At 70.8% G+C, this 18358-nt stretch carries 15 protein-coding genes and 1 pseudogene; 3 read left to right on the top strand and 13 right to left on the bottom strand.

Annotation, left to right across the window (positions count from 1 at the left end):
* Window positions 1–4: 4 nt before the first annotated feature.
* The 3 genes from ACFHWT_RS10795 to ACFHWT_RS10805 form a co-directional block, all read right to left on the bottom strand.
* Window positions 5–1252, bottom strand: coding sequence for a M50 family metallopeptidase (locus tag ACFHWT_RS10795; RefSeq protein ID WP_416594469.1), 1248 nt, complete (start codon window positions 1250–1252; stop codon window positions 5–7).
* On the bottom strand, window positions 1252–2445 hold the full coding sequence (gene dxr / locus ACFHWT_RS10800; protein WP_416594528.1) for a 1-deoxy-D-xylulose-5-phosphate reductoisomerase: 1194 nt from the start codon (window positions 2443–2445) through the stop codon (window positions 1252–1254). Before dxr ends, ACFHWT_RS10795 begins: the two co-directional genes overlap by 1 nt.
* Before the next feature lie 91 nt (window positions 2446–2536).
* A complete protein-coding gene (locus tag ACFHWT_RS10805) occupies window positions 2537–3163 on the bottom strand; it encodes a Uma2 family endonuclease (protein WP_416594470.1) in 627 nt (208 codons plus the stop codon).
* 179 nt (window positions 3164–3342) lie between these two features.
* Here ACFHWT_RS10805 and ACFHWT_RS10810 point away from each other — a divergent pair.
* Window positions 3343–4161, top strand: a pseudogene (locus ACFHWT_RS10810) (YhjD/YihY/BrkB family envelope integrity protein); the annotation flags it as partial.
* On the opposite strand, the gene ACFHWT_RS10815 reads toward ACFHWT_RS10810, so the two are convergent.
* Entirely contained in the window at window positions 4136–6331 is a 2196-nt protein-coding gene (locus ACFHWT_RS10815) for an MMPL family transporter (protein ID WP_416594471.1), read from the bottom strand. The pseudogene ACFHWT_RS10810 and the gene ACFHWT_RS10815 sit on opposite strands and share 26 nt — an antisense overlap.
* 54 nt (window positions 6332–6385) lie before the next feature.
* On the opposite strand from ACFHWT_RS10815, the gene ACFHWT_RS10820 reads away from it, so the two are divergent.
* Complete coding sequence (locus tag ACFHWT_RS10820; protein WP_416594472.1) at window positions 6386–7999, top strand: phytoene desaturase family protein; 1614 nt, start codon at window positions 6386–6388, stop codon at window positions 7997–7999.
* 17 nt (window positions 8000–8016) lie between these two features.
* Here ACFHWT_RS10820 and ACFHWT_RS10825 read toward each other — a convergent pair whose 3' ends face one another.
* Window positions 8017–9609: a Rieske 2Fe-2S domain-containing protein gene (locus tag ACFHWT_RS10825; protein WP_416594473.1), complete on the bottom strand. Its 1593-nt coding sequence runs from the start codon at window positions 9607–9609 to the stop codon at window positions 8017–8019.
* Between the two features lie 250 nt (window positions 9610–9859).
* On the opposite strand from ACFHWT_RS10825, the gene ACFHWT_RS10830 reads away from it, so the two are divergent.
* Window positions 9860–10081, top strand: a complete 222-nt coding sequence (locus tag ACFHWT_RS10830; protein ID WP_416594474.1) for a DUF2631 domain-containing protein — start codon at window positions 9860–9862, stop codon at window positions 10079–10081.
* Window positions 10082–10160: 79 nt separating this feature from the next.
* Here the strand turns inward: ACFHWT_RS10830 and ACFHWT_RS10835 are convergent, their stop codons facing one another.
* The 8 genes from ACFHWT_RS10835 to ACFHWT_RS10870 form a co-directional block, all read right to left on the bottom strand.
* Window positions 10161–11318 carry a DivIVA domain-containing protein gene (locus ACFHWT_RS10835; protein WP_416594475.1) on the bottom strand — a complete coding sequence of 386 codons (1158 nt, stop codon included), beginning with the start codon at window positions 11316–11318 and terminating at the stop codon, window positions 10161–10163.
* Window positions 11319–11355: 37 nt separating this feature from the next.
* A complete protein-coding gene (gene rlmN / locus ACFHWT_RS10840; protein WP_416594476.1) occupies window positions 11356–12483 on the bottom strand; it encodes a 23S rRNA (adenine(2503)-C(2))-methyltransferase RlmN in 1128 nt (375 codons plus the stop codon).
* Between the two features lie 83 nt (window positions 12484–12566).
* Window positions 12567–13955, bottom strand: coding sequence for a phosphatidate cytidylyltransferase (locus ACFHWT_RS10845; protein WP_416594477.1), 1389 nt, complete (start codon window positions 13953–13955; stop codon window positions 12567–12569).
* A complete protein-coding gene (frr, locus tag ACFHWT_RS10850; RefSeq protein ID WP_416594478.1) occupies window positions 13955–14512 on the bottom strand; it encodes a ribosome recycling factor in 558 nt (185 codons plus the stop codon). Before frr ends, ACFHWT_RS10845 begins: the two co-directional genes overlap by 1 nt.
* 79 nt (window positions 14513–14591) lie before the next feature.
* Window positions 14592–15359, bottom strand: a complete 768-nt coding sequence (gene pyrH, locus ACFHWT_RS10855; protein WP_370461410.1) for a UMP kinase — start codon at window positions 15357–15359, stop codon at window positions 14592–14594.
* A gap of 196 nt (window positions 15360–15555) precedes the next feature.
* A complete protein-coding gene (gene tsf, locus ACFHWT_RS10860; protein WP_416594479.1) occupies window positions 15556–16386 on the bottom strand; it encodes a translation elongation factor Ts in 831 nt (276 codons plus the stop codon).
* 39 nt (window positions 16387–16425) lie between these two features.
* Window positions 16426–17274, bottom strand: a complete 849-nt coding sequence (rpsB, locus tag ACFHWT_RS10865; RefSeq protein WP_416594480.1) for a 30S ribosomal protein S2 — start codon at window positions 17272–17274, stop codon at window positions 16426–16428.
* A gap of 223 nt (window positions 17275–17497) precedes the next feature.
* Window positions 17498–17848, bottom strand: a complete 351-nt coding sequence (locus ACFHWT_RS10870; RefSeq protein WP_416594481.1) for a hypothetical protein — start codon at window positions 17846–17848, stop codon at window positions 17498–17500.
* Between the last annotated feature and the right edge of the window lie 510 nt (window positions 17849–18358).

The raw sequence follows: 18358 nt of genomic DNA on the forward strand, positions 1-18358 counted from the left end.
CAACTCACCTCGAGAACAGCGTGATCGGGTTGACCACGTCCGCGGTGATGGTCAGCAGCGTGAACGCGCCACCGATCAGCAGAACCGCGTACGTGAGTGGCATCAGTTTGAAATAGTCGACCCGCCCCGGATCGGGCCGGCCGAGCGCCGCGTACAGCCAGGACCTGACCTTCTCGAACCAGGCGATCGCGATGTGCCCGCCGTCCAGCGGCAGCAGCGGCAGCAGGTTGAACACCCCGACGAAGAAGTTCAGCGAGATGAACAGCAGCACGAACAGCTCCCAGGCGTCGTTGGCCACCGCCTCGCCGCCGAGCCGGCTCGCGCCGACCACGCTGATCGGGGTGTCGATGTCGCGCTCCGCACCGGTGATCGACGCCCACAGCGCCGGGATCTTCTCCGGGATCCGCATCATCGCCTCGACCGTGCCGACCGCCATCTGGCGCAGGTAGTCGCCGGTCGCGCCGAACGCCTCGATCGGCCCGTACGTCACCATGCCGGGCTTCTCGATCCGCAGGCCGACGCCGAGCGCGGCGACCGTGCTCAGCGGGCCTTCGTCGGTGCCCAGCTCGGGGCGCTGCACCGCGGCGAGCTCCGCCTCGACCGTGCCGGTCGTCCCGTCCCGCTCGTACCGGACGGTCGCCGGCCCCGGATCGGCGCCCCGGATCGCCTCCAGCATGTCACCCCAAGTGTCGACCGGGGTGCCACTCACCGCGAGAATCCGGTCGCCGTCGCGCAGGCCTGCCTGCGCGGCCGGGCTGGCCGGGTCGCCGGCCTCGCAGCCGCGGGCCACGTACTCGACGACCACGCAGTCGATGACCGCGACCACCGCCGGCTCCTGACGGGCCTGCTCCTCGGTGGCGGGGAAGTCCGGGTTCGGCAGGCCCATGAAGACCGCGGCCAGCCAGAGCGCGACGATCGCCAGCCCGAAGTGGGTCACCGACCCGGCGGACATCACCACGGTCCGCTTCCACACCGGGTAGCGCCACATCACCCGGGACTCGTCGGCGGGTGCCACGTCGTCGTCCTGCGGGGTCATGCCGACGATCTTGCAGAAGCCGCCCAACGGGATGGCCTTGAGTCCGTACTCGGTCTCACCGCGCCGGAACGACCAGATGGTCGGGCCGAAACCGACGAAGTACCGGGTCACCTTCATCCCGAACTTCTTCGCGGTCACCATGTGACCGGCCTCGTGCAGGCTGACCGAGATGAGAATCGCGAGGGCGAAGAGAACCACCCCGAGCAGGTACGCCATCAAGCTCCCTCCACCGACGCACCGATCAGCTCCTGCGCCCGGGCTCGCGCCCAGGATTCCGCAGTGAGCACATCGTCGACCGTACCCGGTTCGCCGAAGTCCGGTGCCGACTGCAGCACCCGCTCCACCGTGTCGACGATGCCGAGGAACGGTAGCCTGCCGGCGACGAACGCCGCCACGCACTCCTCGTTCGCCGCGTTGTAGACCGCCGGCCGACACCGGCCGTCCGCGCCGGCCTGCTTGGCCAGCGCCACCGCCGGGAACGCCGTCTCGTCGAGCGGGGCGAACTCCCAGCTCTGCGCCCGGGTCCAGTCGACCGGGACGGCCGCCGCCGGCACCCGGGCCGGCCAGCCCAGGGCCAGCGCGATCGGCAGTCGCATGTCCGGTGGACTGGCCTGGGCGATCGTCGAACCGTCCACGAACTCCACCATCGAATGGATCACCGACTGCGGGTGGACCACCACCTCGATACGCGGGTACGGGATGCCGAACAGTTCGTGCGCCTCGATGATTTCCAGGCCCTTGTTCACCAGCGTCGCCGAGTTGATCGTGATGACCGGGCCCATGTTCCAGGTGGGGTGGGCCATCGCCTGCTCCGGGGTGACCTCGGTCAGTTCGGCGCGCGGCCGCCCCCGGAACGGGCCACCGCTGGCGGTCACCACCAGTTTGCGCACCTCGTCGGCGGTGCCCGAGCGCAGGCACTGGGCGAGCGCCGAGTGCTCGGAGTCCACCGGCACGATCTGGTCCGGGCGTTGGATCGCGGCCCGAACGATCGGACCGCCGGCGATCAGCGACTCCTTGTTGGCCAGCGCCAGGGTCCGACCGGCCCGCAGCGCCGCCAACGTCGGGGCCAGCCCCCGGGAGCCGTCCACCCCGTTGAGCACCACGTCGCACGGCCACTCGGCGAGTTCGGCCATCGCCGACGGGCCGGCCAGGATCTTCGGGATCCGGAACCCACCGGTCGGGTAGCCACGCCGGGACGCCTCGGCGTAGAAGGCGAGCTGCAGGTCCTGCGCCGCCGACGCCCGGGCCACCGCCACCACCTCGACCTGCAACTGCAGTGCCTGTACGGCGAGCAGCTCGACGTTGCCGCCGCCGGCGCCGAGCCCGACGATGCGGAACCGGTCAGGGTTGCGGGTGACGATGTCGACCGCCTGGGTGCCGATCGAGCCGGTGGAGCCGAGCAGGACGATATCCCGTGGGGAGGAAGTCACCGACCCATTGTCCCGCAGCGGCGCAGCCGCCCGGCCGCCGGGCGCGCCGCCGGGTCACCAGGACATCGCGTCACCGTGCGTCGTCGTCGGCCTCGTCGAGCAGATCGGCCGGATCGATGGAAAACTCGAACGGCTCCTTCATCACGAACGTGGTCCCGGCCGCGGCCGCCGCCACCGGCCGGTACTCCCCGTCGCTCAGCTCGTGCAACGCCAGCGCCGGCACCCGGTTCCGGAAGTCCGCCCGGAGAAAGAAGGGCACACCGGCTGCGGCGTACTGCCGTGGCCGGTCGATCACGTCCTTGCGCCGGTTGCCCTTGGAGACGATCTCGCCGAGCAGCACGGCTTCCGAGATCGGCATCGAGACGTGTCCTCCACCAGGTGAGCGGAGCACCACGATGTCGGGGATGTACAGGTCGTCGCCCGAGACGACGTTGACCTCGTGGTACAGCCAGAGCTTCGCCCGGCGCGCTGCCTGCCTCAACAGATACGCCAGATCCAGCTCGATCGTCTGATGGTCGTACCCGGCATGTGGTGTCACGATCACGCTCCCGCTGAGGACCTCGACCTTGGGACCATTGGTCTCCGGCAACAGGTCAAGGGCGAGCTGCGCGGTCCACGGCTCGTCGAAATCGCCGAGTACGTCGAACGACGGCTCACGCGGCGGCTCCGGATCGGGCACGAATGCCGGCTGTGCCAACGTGCTCACCCCTTTCCGCGGGACATGATGCACCGACCAGACTAGCCGCGCCGCCCCGCCACGGCGGCGCACCGGGCCATGTCGGCAAGCCGACCGTCAGCCGGACCGGACGGGCCACCCCACGCCGGGCCACCGCCGTACGGGAGTGGTGACCGCCCCGGTGGGGAAAGCTAAGGGACATGGTCTCCCGAGGGCGCCGGCTGGTCCGGGCAGCGTTCCGGCCGCTGCGCGGGCGGGACCTGTCGTTGCACGCCGCCTCGATCACCTTCTTCGGCGCGATCGCGGTCGTCCCGGTGGCGCTGCTGGCGATCTGGCTGACCGGTCTGTTCGCCGGTGCGGGCCGGATCCGGCGGCTCACCGACCCGGCGATCGACACCCTGCCCGGACAGCTCGGCGCCGACCGGGCCGCCGCCGCTCTGATCGACGCCGGACTGCACCTCACCCCGGTGCTGGCGCTGGCCGCGCTGCTGCCCGCCTCCCTGTACGGCGAAGGGCTGCGCCGGGCGTTCGTGTCGGTGGCGCCACCGCCGGAGCCGGCCGAGTCGATGGTCGGCTGGCGGGGTCGGGTGCTGCTGCTGCCGCTGCTCGGCGCGGCACCGGCGTTGATGCTGCTGGTGCTGCTGGCCCTACCGTCGGCCGCCGGGCTGTTCGCCCGGGGTGGCTGGGCCGGCGTGCTCGGGGTGGTGGTGTCGTTCCTGGCCGTCTGGTTGGGGCTGAGCCCGGTGCTGGTCTGGGTGTTCCGGGTGGTCGGGCCGGGCAAACCGGACTGGCTGGCCGCCGTCGCGGTCGGCTCGTTCACCGCCGCCAACCTGTCCGGCTTCCTGCACGGGTTCATCCTGTTCTGCTCGCTGCCGCTGGACCTCGGGGTGCCGTTCGGCGGGCTCGATGAGGTCGGCGCGGCGGTCGCGGTGCTGCTCTGGCTCTACCTGCTGCACGTGATCGTGCTGGCCGGCTACTCCGCCACGCTGGCGTTCAGCCGGTGGCGCCGTCGGCACCGGGGCCGGAGCCGACCGACGCCAACTGCGGCTGCGCCGGGGTCTCGTGCAGGCCGAACCGGCGGTACAGCCGGCCCAGCGGACCCGGTGCCCACCAGTTCCACCGACCCAGCAGCCGCATCGTCGCCGGCACCAGCAGTACCCGCACCAGGGTCGCGTCGACGACGATCGCCACGATCATCCCGACCCCGATCAGTTTGATGAACGAGATGCCGCCGGTGGCGAAGCCGGCCACCACCACGATCAGCAGCAGCGCGGCGGCGGTGATGATCCGCCCGGTGTGCTGCAGCCCGGCGGCGACCGACGCGGTGTTGTCGCCGGTGCGGTCCCACTCCTCCCGCACCCGCGACAGCAGGAACACCTCGTAGTCGGTGGCCAGCCCGAACAGCACGGCGAGCATCAGGATCGGGTTGGTCGGGTCGATGAACCCGGTCGGGGTGAAGCCGAGCCAGTCGGCGAAGTGCCCGTCCTGGAACACCCAGACCACCACGCCGAACGAGGCGCCGATCGACACCAGGTTCATCAGTACCGCCTTGACCGGCAGCACCACCGAGCCGAACGCCAGGAACAGCAGCACCATGGTGGCGGTGGCCATCAGCAGCGCCATCCACGGCAGGTAGCGGCCGAGGCTGTCCAGCATGTCGATGTCGGCGGCGGTGCGGCCACCGACGAGGACCTCGGCACCGGCCGGGGGCGGCAGGTCCCGGATGGCCCGCACCAGTGCCTCGGCCTCGTCGCCGGTCGGCTCGCCGACGTAGCTGACCCGGATCAGCGCCGAGGTGTCGCGTACCGCCGCGATCCGGGCACCGGTGGCGCCCGGCAGCCCGGCGACGTCCTCGGCGAAGGCCTGCGCCACGTCGGGGCCGGCTCCGGAGACCAGCACCTCGATCGGGCCGATGCTGGCGCCGTCGGGGAACTCCTCGGCGATCGTCTCGGCCACCACCCGCGACTGCACACCGGCCGGCAACACCCGCTCGTCGAAGCCACCGAACTCGGCCCGCAGGAACGGGGTGGCCAGCAGCAGCAGCCCGACCACCACGACGGTGGCGTACCGTACCGGACGCCGCATCACGCTGCGGGCGATCCGGGCCCAGGCACCGGCCCGGGCGGCCTCCCCCGGCGGTGGCGGCGCCGACCGGCGCCGCCACGGCAACGGTACGGTGAGCGCGTTGATCCGCGGGCCGAGCACCGCCAGCAGGGCGGGCAGCGCGGTCACCGAGGCGAGCATGGCGACCAGCACGGCGGCCATCCCGCCGAAGCCTATCCCGGTCAGGAACGGCTGCGGGAAGATCAGCAGGCTGATCAGCGAGGTACCGATGATCAGACCGGAGACCGCGACGGTACGCCCGGCGGTGGCGACCGTACGCACCAGCGCCTCTGGGGTCGGGTGGCCGGCGGCCAGCTCCTCCCGGAACCGGCTGACCACGAACAGCGCGTAGTCGATCGCCATGCCCAGCCCGATCAGGGTGATCACGTTGATCGCGAACACCGAGACCTCCGTGACCAGGGTCAACGCCCGGACCGCCACGAACGCGCCGAGGATGGCGAGCATGCCGACCAGCAGCGGCATCGACGCCGCGACCAGCCCGCCGAAGATCAGCACCAGCAGCACCAGCAGGACGGGCAGGGCGATCAGCTCGGCGCGGGTGATGTCGCGGATGGTCTGTTCGTTGGCCTGGTCGAGGAACGGCACGGCACCGCCGGCCCGGGTGGTCACCCCCGGCGCGTCCAGCAGCGGCCGGATCTGCTCGAAGGCGGTGGTCTTGGCGTCCTCGTCGTCGCCGGTGAGCTGCACCAGGGCGTAGGTGGCCCGCCGGTCGGTGGCGACCAGCGCCGGCGACTCCGTGTCGTAGTAGCTGGTGACGCTGGTCACCTCCGGCCGGATGGCCAGCGACTCCAGGGTCTCGGTGACCGGCTCGCGAAACGCCGGGTCGTCGACGGTGGCCGTCTCACTGCGGTACAGCACCAGCACGTCGACGTCCTGGTTGCCCAGCTCGGCGTTGATCCGCTCCCGGGCCTGCGTCGACTCGGCCGCCGGGTCGGCGAAACCGCCACCGGAGACCGCCCCGAACAGGCCGGTCCCCCAGGTCACTCCGACGACGACCAGCAACGCGGCGGCGGCCAGCACCACCCATCGCAACCGGACCACGGTCCGTCCCCACCATGCGAACACGTCTCGACTATCGCAGGCCCATCGTGGACGCCGCACGGCGACTAGGGTCGGGACATGGGTACGTCACATTCTCTGCCGACCCAGGCCGACGTGGTCGTCATCGGGTCCGGGCACAACGGTCTGGTCGCGGCGATCCTGCTGGCCCGGTCCGGGCTGGACGTGCTGGTGCTGGAGGCCGCCGAGGTGATCGGCGGCGCCACCCGCACCGAGCAGCCGTTCACCCGGGTCCCGGGGCTGCGCCACTCGACCGGTTCGTACCTACTCGGGCTGATGCCGCCGGAGCTGCTGGCCACCCTCGACGTGACCATCCCGGTATTGCGCCGCGACCCGCACTACTTCCTGCCCACCCCGGGTGGGCCCGGGTCGCCGCACCTGCTGTTCGGCGCCGACCGGGCCGCGACCCGGGCGCAGATGGCCGCCACCTTCTCCCCCGCCGACGTGGCCGCCGACGACGCCATGCAGGCCGAGCTGGCCGCGCTACGCGACGACCTCGCGCCGGCCTGGCTGGCCGAGCCGCTGCCGGTCGAGCAGACCGCCGACCGCTACGTCCGCCCGGCGCTGCGGCAGGTCTTCGTCGACCTGGTCCGCGGCTCGGTCGCCGACTACCTGGCCCGCTTCGAGTTCCGCTCCGAACTGCTGGTCGCCATGTACGCCGTCACCGACGGGCTGAGCGGGCTGACCGCCGGGCCGGACGACCCCGGCACCGGTCACAACTTCCTGGCCCACAACATGTGCCGGTTGCCCGGCTCGGACGGCACCTGGATGATCGCCGCCGGCGGGATGGGCACCGTGTCACGGACCTTCGCCGACGCCGCCCGGGCCGCCGGGGCGCGGATCGTCACCGGTGCACCGGTGACCGGGATCACCGTGGACGCCGGCAACGCCAGCGGCGTCGTCGTCGCCGACGGGCGGTCGGTCGCCGCCGAGGTGGTGCTCGGTGCCTGTGACCCGTACCGGCTGCTGGAGCTGGCCCCCGAAGGCGCGCTGCCGGCCGCGTTGACCGACCGGATGACCGCCACCCGCCGGCCGGGCAGCACGTTGAAGGTCAACCTGGCGCTGACCGGGCTGCCCCGGTTCAGCTGCCTGCCCACCGATGCGCCCAGCCCGTTCGGGGCCACGATTCACCTGCTGCCCGGGGCTGCGTCGCTGCTGCCCGGCGGCGACGGCGAGTCGCCGATGACCGCGCTGCGGGCGATGTGGGCCGATGTGCGGGCCGGCCGACTGCCGGCCGAGCCGACCATCGAGTGGTACCTGCACACCACCGTCGACCCGTCGCTGCGCGACGCCGCCGGGCATCACTCCTCGGCGCTGTTCGTCCAGTCGGTGCCGTGGCAGCCGGCGGATTCGTCGTGGCCGGCCGAGCTGCCCGGGTACGTCGAAAACCTACTCGCCGTCTGCGACCGGTACGCGCCGGGCACCAGCGCGCTGGTCGCCGACGCGGTACCGCTGCCCCCACCCGGCATCGAAGCGCACTTCGGCATCACCGGCGGACACATCCACCACGTGGACAACACCGTGTCGTTCACCGACCGGATGCCGTACGCCACCGGGCTGCCCGGGCTGTACGCGGGCAGCGCCGGCTGCCACCCGGCGGGCAGCGTGATCGGGGCCGCCGGGCACAACGCCGCCCGGCGGATCCTCATCGACCTGGGGCGCGGTGAGCGCTAGTCGCGTCGCGGCGGACGTTAGGCCTGCGCCGCCGGCTCGCCGGCCGGGGTCTGGGACTGCACCGGTGCCGGGGTGCCGGCCCGTCGGGCCCGAATCTCGTGCCCGACGCTGGTCAGGCACCGCCCGCTGGTCAGATCGAACCGCCAGCCGTGCAGCTGGCAGGTGAGCTGGTCGCCGTCGATGATGCCGAACCGGGTCAGGTCGGCCTTCAGGTGCGGGCAGCGGCGCTGCACGATCCAGTCACCGATCTTGACGTCCTCGGCGTCCGGACGTTGCTCGGCGTACCAGCCCTCGGCGTACTGCAGCCGCTCAGTGGACAGGCACTTGAAGAAGGCGTAGACGAACTCGTTGTACTGGCCGATCCGCGCGGCGGAGAACCGGCAGGACAGGAAGAGCGAGTTGACCCAGTCGACCTCGCCGGTGTGCAGCAGGTGCTCCACCAGGGCCCGGTCGGTGCGGAACCGGTAGCGGACCTTCTCGTCGCCGTACGGCCGCACCTGCTTGCCGGGGAAGTCCACCACGATCGACTCGACCGACTCGCCGTCGTAGTCGACCAGGTCGAACCGGACCGGGCCGCCGACCCCTTTGGCCAGGTAGACCGACTCCTCCAGCAACGGCTCGATACGACGTTTCATTTCGCCCAGTACGTCGATCTCCGGGTGCCGCCAGGAGGTCTTCTCAGCCTCGATGACCGGGCGCTTGCGCTCCCGCATCTCGACCAGGTGGGTCTGCTTGTTGGCGAAGAACTCGTCGACCGGCTGCGGGTGAGTGGTGCGGCAGTCGTCGGCGGTGACCTCGGCGACCGAGCCGGGCAGCAGCACCACTCCGTTGGTGCCGCCGGCCTTGGCGTACTCGGTCAGGAAGACCTGCTGGTCGGGGAAGATGTTGCCCTCGTCGCCGTGGATGTCGTTGAACTGCCACAGCGCGTCGTCGAGGAAGCAGGGCGGCCCGGCGATCGGGAAGACGTACGACGCCTTCAGGTCGTCGATGTAGCGCCAGGTCCGGTCGAACTGGCGCTCCCGCTTCTGCTTACCGAACGCGGTCTTGGCGTTGGTGGGCAGTTCGTAGACCATCGGGTACCAGATGGCGCCGGAGAACTGCAGCAGGTGCGCGTGCACGTGGCCGAGCGCGGCGAAGACCGACAGATCGGTGGGGCGGGCGTCGTTCTGGTTGAGCAGCCGGATTCCGTCGTGTTCGACCCACAACGACGAGTCACCGATCGGGCCGTCGGTCGGGCTGGTCAACGCCTGGATCATGACGTTGAGGCCGCCGTCCAGCTCGACCACCTCGTTGGTCTTCGTCCGCAGGAAGCTGGTGAAGCCGAGCTCACGCAGCTCGTCCTCCAACTCCGAGGTGGGGTACTCGGGCAGCAGCACGGTCGCCTTTTTCGACACGAAGCGTTTGAGATGCGCCGCGTCGAAGTGGTCCCGGTGCAGGTGGGAGACGTACAGATAGTCGACCTGACCGAGGGATTCCCAGTCCAGCTGGGAGTTGTCCGGAAAGGGAAACCATGAGGCGAAGTAGGCCGGGTTGACCCACGGGTCGCACAGGATGCTGCCCGCAGCCGTGTCGATCCGCATACTGGCGTGCCCGGTTCCCGTCAGTCGCACCGTACAGACCCCCTCGGTCACAAGCGATGTGTACGCCGGAAACGCTACCGGAGGCAGCAGTCGCCCCGGCTGGCGACGTCCGGATCCGCTGGCTCCCGGCTCTGCCTGCCCGGATGACCCGCGCCCGCACGGATCCCCCGGCGGGGTCCCGATGCCGCGCCCGGCGGCACCATGCCAGACTGGGTGGGATCCATGCGAGTGACCGGGCTCCGTTCATCGGAACGGGCCGGTTCGAGAAGGAGGACCAGCCGTGGCCGGAACCGAGCCGGTGACCTCACCCGACCAGCACAAGCCGGGCCATCGCAAGTTGGGGCGGATCGGTGCTGTCGTTTCGGCGTTGGTGTTGCTCTCCATGCTGATCGGCAACCATGAGGGCCGCGTTGAGGACATCTGGCTGATCGGCCTGGCCGTCGGACTGCTGGCCATCGTCGTCGGCGACGCCGTGCTACGACGCAACGGCCTGCGATCCTGACCTGGGCCGGGCCCGGCCGGTAACCGCCGGCCCTGACCGCCAGGGCTGATCCGGCCAGGGCGGCGGCCGCAGCCGGCGGTCACCGGCCGCGCTGCAGGATGTCCTGTACCTCCTTCAGCGCGGCGTCTACCTCGGCCTCGAAGTAACCGCCGGTAACCAGCCCGAACTGCACTGTGTCAAGTTCCGCCGTGTCCACCGGCATCGGTCCCCGACCGGCCATCGCGGTGAGGATCTCCTCGAACAGCCGGTCTACCTGCGCCGGGTCGTAGCCGCTGCCGAACCGGCGGACCTGGAAGGTCCGCCGGATCTGGTCCACCCGCTGCAGGACACCACCACCGGACGGTCCCGCCGGTCCGCCCGGCAGGGGGCCAGGGCCGCCCGGCCCACCCGGGTATCCGCCGACGCCGGGCTGATTCGGCATCGCCGGGTGGCCGCCCGTCATGCCCGGGCCAGCGCCGGGAGGGCCACCCATGCCGGGGTGGCCGCCTGCCATCCCTGGATGGCCACCGGGGGAACCACCCATGCCGGGGTGGTGGCCGGGGTGTCCACCCGGCGGCGGACCGGACGGGCCAGATCGCCGATCCGGGAAGTAGATCTCGGCCGTCATGTCGGCCTTGCCGTGCCGGCCCTGCTCGAAGCCGTCGAACCGACCGTCCGGGCCGGGGCCGAATCCGCGGTGCGGCCCGCCCGGAGCCGGCACCGGCGGGCCGCCTGCCGGAGCGCCCGGCGGGTAGCTGCCCCGGGGGTCCTCGTAGCGGCCGTAACTTCCGGTCGGCTGGTCGGCATAGTGGCCGTACGGATCGGGGGCCGGCCCCGGCTGACCGGACATCGGCCCCGGCTGACCGGGCGGCCGCGGCGGCAGCGCGGCGGCGGCCGACGGCACGGGACGATCGTCACGCATCGGACGATCGTCACGCCCGGCCGGGGTCAGCCGGTCGGGGCGGCCGGCAAGGGTGTCCGCGCCACGACCGGCTGGGCCACGACCGGCTGGGCCACGCTCCTCCAGCTCGGTCAGCTGTCGTTCCACCCGGTCCAGGTGCAGGTCGACCTGCCATTCGTCGTAGCCGTTGAACCGGACTCTGAATACGACATCGTGCACTTCCTGTGCGGAAACCGGTGATCCCACCGGCTCGCCGGCGAGTGTGGCCTCGACACGGTCGAGGAAGGCATCCACTTCGTCGACTTTGTAGCCCCGACGAAGCGCCCGGCGCCGGAAGCGCTGTCCCTGACTCGCCACTACGTCTCCTGATTCACTCGCTGATCACACCGGTAGCTCATGAGGCCGTCTCAGCGGCCGCGAGCTGCCCGCATGCTCCGTCGATCTCCCGGCCCCGGGTGTCGCGGACGGTCACCGCGACACCGGCTGTACGCAGCCGACGAACGAATTCCCGCTCGACCGGCTTGGGACTGGCGTCCCAACGACTGCCCGGAGTCGGATTGAGCGGAATGAGATTCACGTGGGCCATGCGACCAGCCAGCAATCGACCCAGCAGATCGGCTCGCCATGGCTGGTCGTTCACATCCCGGATCATCGCGTACTCGATGGACACCCGCCGGCCCGTACGGTCCGCGTATTCCCACGCGGCGTCCAGGACTTCGGCGACCTTCCACCGTTGGTTGACTGGCACGAGTTCGTCGCGCAGATCATCATCGGGCGCATGCAACGACAGCGCAAGAGTCACCGATAGGTCTTCCCCAGCGAGACGCCGCATTGCCGGCACCAGTCCGACGGTCGATACCGTCAGGTGCCGCTGCGACAGGCCCAGCCCTTCCGGTGGTGGCGCGCAGAGCCGTCGGACGGCGGCGATCACCCGGCCGTAGTTGGCCAACGGTTCGCCCATCCCCATGAAGACGACGTGCGACAGCCGGGGCGGTGAACCGGTGACGCCACCTGCTGCGGCCACCCCCGCGAGGTGGACGACCTGGTCGACGATCTCAGCGGTGGACAGGTTTCGGGTCAGCCCGGCCTGACCGGTGGCACAGAACGGACAGGCCATTCCGCACCCGGCCTGGCTGGACACGCAGACGGTCACCCGGTCCGGGTAACCCATCAACACGCTCTCCACCAGGGCTCCGTCGTGCAACCGCCAGAGCGCCTTGCGGGTGGCACCACTGTCACACGCGCTTTCGCGCACCGGAGTGAGCAGGGTCGGCAGCAGCCGCTCGGCGACCCCGGCCCGGACGGTGGCCGGTAGATCCGTCATCGCCTGCGGATCCCGGGTCAGTCGGCCGAAGTAGTGGGTGGAGACCTGCTTCGCCCGGTACGCGGGCTGGCCGAGCCCGGCCAGCAACGTCTGCCGCTGGCCGAGGTCGAGATCGGCCAGGTGCTGGGGCGGCAGGGCGGGGCGACCGTCGGACGCGGTGGTCACCGGACGGCTCGGGGTCAGCGGCAGGCTTCTCATGGCAGGACCAGTCTCCCACGATCCCACCGTGGCCGGCTCGCCACGGTGGGCGGATCGACCGGCCACCCCTCCTGAACGACCGCTCAGTCGGCCAGCGCGATCAACGACAGCACGAGGTAGGAGACCGGCAACGCGAACAGGATCGAGTCGAGCCGGTCCATCAGCCCGCCGTGTCCGGGTAGCAGGTTACTCATGTCCTTGACCCCGAGATCCCGCTTGAGCATGGACTCGCCGAGGTCGCCCAGCACGGCCGCGACCGACACCGCCACGCCGAACAACGCCCCCCACAGCGGCATGACGTCGAGCAGCAGAAACAGCAGCACCGCGCTGCCGATCCCGGCGGCGGCCACCGACCCGGCAAATCCTTCCCAGGATTTCTTCGGGCTGATCGTCGGCGCCATCCGGTGCCTGCCGTAGAAGACACCAGCGGCATAGCCACCGGTATCGGAGAGAATCACCGCGCCCAGGGTGACCAGAATCTGCAGGTCGCCGTCCGGCCGGCTGGCCAGCAACGCGGCGAAACCTCCCAGAAACGGAACGTAGACTGCGATCAGCGTAGCCGTGGCCGCGTCCCGCTGATAGCCGGACGGTCCGTCGCCCAGCCGCCAGATCAGCATCGCCAGAACCGTCACCAGCAGCCCGAGCGCCAGCGCATCCGGACCGATCCGCCAGGCCAACACGGACATCAGCGCGCCGCCGGCGAGCAACGGGGTCGTCGGCGGGCGGGCACCGCTGGTGCGCACCGCCCGGATCATCTCCCAGGTGCCCAGGCTGACGGCGGCCAGCAGGACGACCAGGAAGGCTGGCCGCCACAGGAACAACGAACCGAGGACCACGACGACCAGCCCGAGGCCGACGCCGATGGCGGCCGGCAGATTCCGGCCGGCCGACGGCCGACGGTCGGCAGCCGGCGATGCGTTCCCGGCCTCGCCGGGCGGATCCTGACCGGCCCGACGCGGGTCGATCGGCTCCGACACCGACTGATCCGGGTCGGAGCGCTCGGTGGCCGGCCGGGCCGGACCGGACCGGCCGGATCGACGGCGTCGCGCGCCGGCCCGCCGACGCGCTGCCGAACTGTCGGGCCCCGCCTGTGGGGCCGGGTCCGGTGGCGGCTCTGCCTGCTCGCCGTCCCGGTACCCGGTCGACCAGTACCCGCTGCCGTGACCGTTACCGGTCGGCGCGCCGGCCTGGGGCAGACCGCCGTTGCCGAGGCGGGGACCGGCGTACGGGAATTCCCCGGTACCGGTGTACGGCCCGGTGGGGACGGGGCCGCCGTGGGCTGCACCGCCGTAGCCGGCACCGCCGTAGCCGGGGCCGGGCACTCCGTTCGGGCCGCCGTACGGCCGGGACCGCTCGGCCAGCGGGTGGCCGTTACGGGTCTCCGGAGCTGACGGTTCGGGCGCGGCGCCGGGGTGCCGCGCCCTCCTTCGAGCGTCCGGTTGATCGCCGCCAGCGGTCTCGGGGTAGGACATCAGACCTCGAGCAGCTCGGTTTCCTTGTGCTTGACCAGATCGTCGACGTTGGACACGTACCGGTGAGTGAGATCGTCCAGTTCCTTCTCGGCCCGGCGTCCCTCGTCCTCGCCGGCCTCGCCGTCCTTGACGATGCGGTCGAGTTCTTCCTTGGCCTTGCGACGGACGTTGCGGATGGCGACCTTGGCGTCCTCACCCTTGCCGCGCGCCACCTTGATCATCTCTCGCCGGCGGTCCTCGGTCATCTGCGGCAGCAGGATCCGGAGCTGGGTCCCCTCGTTGTTGGGGTTGACTCCGAGGTCCGAGTCGCGGATCGCCTTCTCCATCGCGGCGAGCTGCGACATGTCGTACGGCTTGACGATGGCCATCCGCGGCTCGGGCACCCCGACGGATGCCATCTGGGTGATCGGCGTCGGGGTCCCGTAGTAGTCGAGCACGATGCGGGAGAACATCGCCGGAGTGGCCCGACCGGTCCTGATCGCGCCGAGCTCCTCCTTGGCGTGCTCGACGGCGCGCTCCATCTTCTCCTCTGCTTCGAGCAGAGTCTCCTCGATCACCTGTTCCGTCGCCTCCTTCTGATGGTCCGGTGTCCCTGCTGGCACCTGCCGGTACGGATCCGCCGCGCGGGCCGGCCGGTCAGGTCGTGATCAAGGTACCGATGCGCTCACCGGCGACCGCGCGCACGATCGTGTCGTCGCCCTGCGCGCCGAAGACCAACATCGGCAGGTCGTTGTCCATGCAGAGGCTGAACGCCGCGGCGTCGGCGACCCGCAGTCCGCGCCGCAGCGCCTCGGCGAAGGTCACGGTGTCGAGCTTGCTGGCGGTCGGGTCGGTCCGTGGATCGGCGGTGTACACCCCGTCCACGCCGTTCTTGCTCATCAGCACCACGTCGGCGTGGATCTCCAGGGCACGCTGCGCCGAGACAGTGTCGGTGGAGAAGTACGGCATCCCGGCACCCGCGCCGAAGATCACCACGCGGCCCTTTTCCAGATGCCGGATGGCGCGCAGTGGGATGTACGGCTCCGCGACCTGGGCCATGGTGATGGCGCTCTGCACCCGGGTCTCGACGCCTTCCTTTTCCAGGAAGTCCTGCAGGGCCAGGCAGTTCATCACGGTGCCCAGCATGCCCATGTAGTCGGCGCGAGCCCGGTCCATGCCGCGCTTCTGCAGCTCGGCACCGCGGAAGAAGTTGCCGCCGCCGACCACCACCGAGACCTGGACCCCGAGCCGGGAGACAGTCGCGATCTGCCGGGCGATGTCCTGCACCACGTCCGGGTCGACGCCGATCGCTCCGCCGCCGAATACCTCACCGGACAGTTTCAGCACCACCCGCCGGGACCGCCCGGGTGGGGGCGCGGTCGGGTCGTCCGCCGCCAGCGTGTGTCCACTCATTACCTGCGTCATCCGACCCGCCCTTCGCTAGCTGCCCTCAGCGCCGCCGTACTCACCCTCGTGCCCACACTACGGAACGAGGAGGCCGTGGTGCCTGTCACGTACACCAACGGCCTCCTCCGTCGATCGATCGTCTCGATCCTCACCGGGTACCTGGCTGCGGCGGCCGCCGACCGGCCGGCGTGCCGGACACCCGGCCCGGACCGGCTCAGGCCTGGCCGACCTCGAACCGGACGAAACCAGTCACGTCGATGCCGGCCTCGGCCAGTACCTTCTTGACCGTCTTCTTGTTGTCCGCCACCGAGGCCTGCTCCAGCAGAACGAAGTCCTTGAAGAAGGCGTTCACCCGGCCCTCGATGATCTTGGACATGGCGGCTTCCGGCTTGCCCTCCTCGCGGGCCGTCTGCTCGGCGATCCGGCGCTCCGACTCGACCGTCTCCGCCGGCACTTCCTCACGGGTGAGGAAACGCGGCCGCATCGCGGCGATCTGCATCGCCACGCCACGGGCGTCGGCGTCGGCCGCCTCGTCCTCCTTGCCGGAGTACGCCACCAGGACGCCCACCTGCGGCGGCAGGTCCTGCGCCTTGCGGTGCAGATAGACCGTGACGGTGCCGTCGAGCCGGGCGAACCGGTTGAGCACCAGCTTCTCGCCGATCTTGGCGGACTGCTCCTGGACCGCGTCGGCCACCGGCCGGCCGTCCGGCAGGGTGGAGCCGAGCAGCGCCTCCGCGTCGGTGGCCTTGATCTGCTCGCCGTGCTCGACCAGCAACTGCGCGAAATCGATGAAGTCGGTGTTCTTCGCGACGAAGTCGGTCTCGCAGTTGAGCTCCAGCAGCGCCGACCCGGCGTGGGCCACCAGACCGTTCGCGGCGGTGCGGCCGGCCCGCTTTCCGACGTCCTTGGCACCCTTGATCCGCAGGATCTCGACGGCCTTGTCGAAGTCGCCCTCGGCCTCCTGCAGTGCCTTCTTGCAGTCCATCATGCCGGCGCCGGTGAGGTCGCGGAGCTTCTTGACGTCCGCGGCGGTGAAGTTGGACATGACTCTCTCTTCAGTCTCGTCAGACGGCTTGGGTGGTCGTCATTCCGCAGCGGCGGCAGCGGGCTCGTTTTCCTTGCTGGCCGAGGGCTCGTTCTCCTTCTTGGCCGGCCCCTCGAGCAGTTCGCGCTCCCACTCGGGCAGCGGCTCGTCGGTGGCGACGGCGCCCGGCTCCGGCTTCTCCTCGGCACCACGCGACTTGCCGGAACGGGCGATCAGACCGTCTGCCACGGCGGTCGCGACGACCCGGGTGAGCAGCTCAGCGGAGCGGATCGCGTCGTCGTTGCCCGGGATCGGGAAGTCGACCTCGTCCGGGTCGCAGTTGGTGTCGAGCACCGCGATCACCGGAATGCCCAGCTTGCGGGCCTCGTCAACGGCGATGTGCTCCTTCTTGGTGTCGACGACCCAGATCGCCGCCGGCACCTTCTGCATGTCCCGCAGGCCGCCAAGCGTACGGCTGAGCTTGTCCTTTTCCCGGGACAGCTGCAGGGTCTCCTTCTTGGTGTAGCCCTGCGCGGTGCCGGTCAGGTCCAGCGCCTCCAGCTCCTTCATCCGCTGCAGTCGCTTGTACACCGTCTGGAAGTTGGTCAGCATGCCGCCGAGCCAACGGTGGTTGACGTACGGCTGACCGACCCGGGTCGCCTGCTCGGCGATGGCCTCCTGCGCCTGCTTCTTGGTCCCGACGAACAGGATGTTGCCGCCGTCGGCCACCGTGTCACGCACGAAGGTGTACGCCTTCTCGATGTAGTCGAGGGTCTGGCGCAGGTCGATGATGTAGATGCCGTTACGCTCAGTGAAGATGAACCGCTTCATCTTCGGGTTCCAGCGCCGGGTCTGGTGCCCGAAGTGCACACCGCTCTCCAGCAGCTGACGCATGGTCACCACGGCCATGGTGTCTTCTCCCTGTATGTCCCTGGTTGTCACGCCGGCCGGCGGCCGGGCGTCCTGGCGCCCGGTCGGCGGTCATGGTGGGCCTGAGTGATCAGGACCAGGGGACCGTCGCCCCCACAGCTGTCGCCGGGGAGAAGGGCGCGCGAGGTCGACCGCGCGAGGCGGTCGCCGGTTGACAAGTGTACGCCCTGCGCCGGGTCGCGACCCGGCCAGCCCGGATGGTTCAGCCCGCGAGTCCGGCCACCACGAACAGCAGCAGGCCGACCAGCAGATGCGCGGTCGGCGGACGCAGCCACGCCTCGACCGGGGAACCCACCTTGGTCGCCCCGGTGGCCAGCGCGTAGAGACCGATACCGAACGCGGGCAGTCCGATCATCAGCGCCGTACCGGCGACCACCGCGCCGACCTCGGCCGGATCGGCGAACGCTCCGTCGAGCAACAGCCGCAACGCCGGCACCTCGAAGATCATCACCAGGACGGCGAACAGGATCCCCAGCGCAGGACGTCGACTGCGGTACACCCCGTCGCTGACGACGCTGCCCGCCGGTGCCCGCCGGCCGCCGTATTCCCCCATCGGTGGTGGATCACCGGCCGGACGGGGCGTGACCGGTGGCATGAGCCCGGTGGGAATGTCGACCGAACTGGCCGAATCGTCCGCCCGCACCTGATCGGACCGCCGGCCGGGGTCGGACCGCCGTGCCGACTCGGACCGCCTTGCCGACTCGGACCGCCGGCCGGCATCGACCGCCGGACCTGGCTCCGGCCGGGGCTCCGGGGTCGCGAACGGTGGACCGCTCGCCGGCCCGGGAGGTGCCGACGCCGGTGGAGCGAACGGCGGTGCCGAGGCCGGCGGAGCAAACGGCGGTGCCGACGCGGGAGACCCGTACGGCGGTGCCGACGACGGTTCCGGCGCCGCGCGCCGGCGGCCCCCTTCCGTCGTATCCGCCCGGGCAGCCCGGGCGGCCCGCAATTCGCCGGTACCGTCGCCACTGGCGTACCGGCTGGCGCCGCCGAACGGATCGTCACCGAGCCGGTCGCTGCTCGACTCGGTGGATTGCCAGGACGAATCGACGTATGTGCGCTC

Source organism: Micromonospora sp. LOL_021 (genome assembly GCF_048060215.1).
In the GTDB taxonomy this organism is placed as follows: Bacteria; Actinomycetota; Actinomycetes; order Mycobacteriales; family Micromonosporaceae; genus Micromonospora_E.

Excerpts from the sequence above, each read along its gene's own strand:
- ACFHWT_RS10795 (WP_416594469.1), bottom strand. The coding sequence starts at position 1,252 with ATGGCGTACCTGCTCGGGGTGGTTCTCTTCGCCCTCGCGATTCTCATC.
- ACFHWT_RS10820 (WP_416594472.1), top strand. The coding sequence starts at position 6,386 with ATGGGTACGTCACATTCTCTGCCGACCCAGGCCGACGTGGTCGTCATC.
- rlmN (WP_416594476.1), bottom strand. The coding sequence starts at position 12,483 with ATGAGAAGCCTGCCGCTGACCCCGAGCCGTCCGGTGACCACCGCGTCC.
- ACFHWT_RS10845 (WP_416594477.1), bottom strand. The coding sequence starts at position 13,955 with ATGTCCTACCCCGAGACCGCTGGCGGCGATCAACCGGACGCTCGAAGG.
- pyrH (WP_370461410.1), bottom strand. The coding sequence starts at position 15,359 with ATGACGCAGGTAATGAGTGGACACACGCTGGCGGCGGACGACCCGACC.
- tsf (WP_416594479.1), bottom strand. The coding sequence starts at position 16,386 with ATGTCCAACTTCACCGCCGCGGACGTCAAGAAGCTCCGCGACCTCACC.
- rpsB (WP_416594480.1), bottom strand. The coding sequence starts at position 17,274 with ATGGCCGTGGTGACCATGCGTCAGCTGCTGGAGAGCGGTGTGCACTTC.
- ACFHWT_RS10870 (WP_416594481.1), bottom strand. The coding sequence starts at position 17,848 with ATGGGGGAATACGGCGGCCGGCGGGCACCGGCGGGCAGCGTCGTCAGC.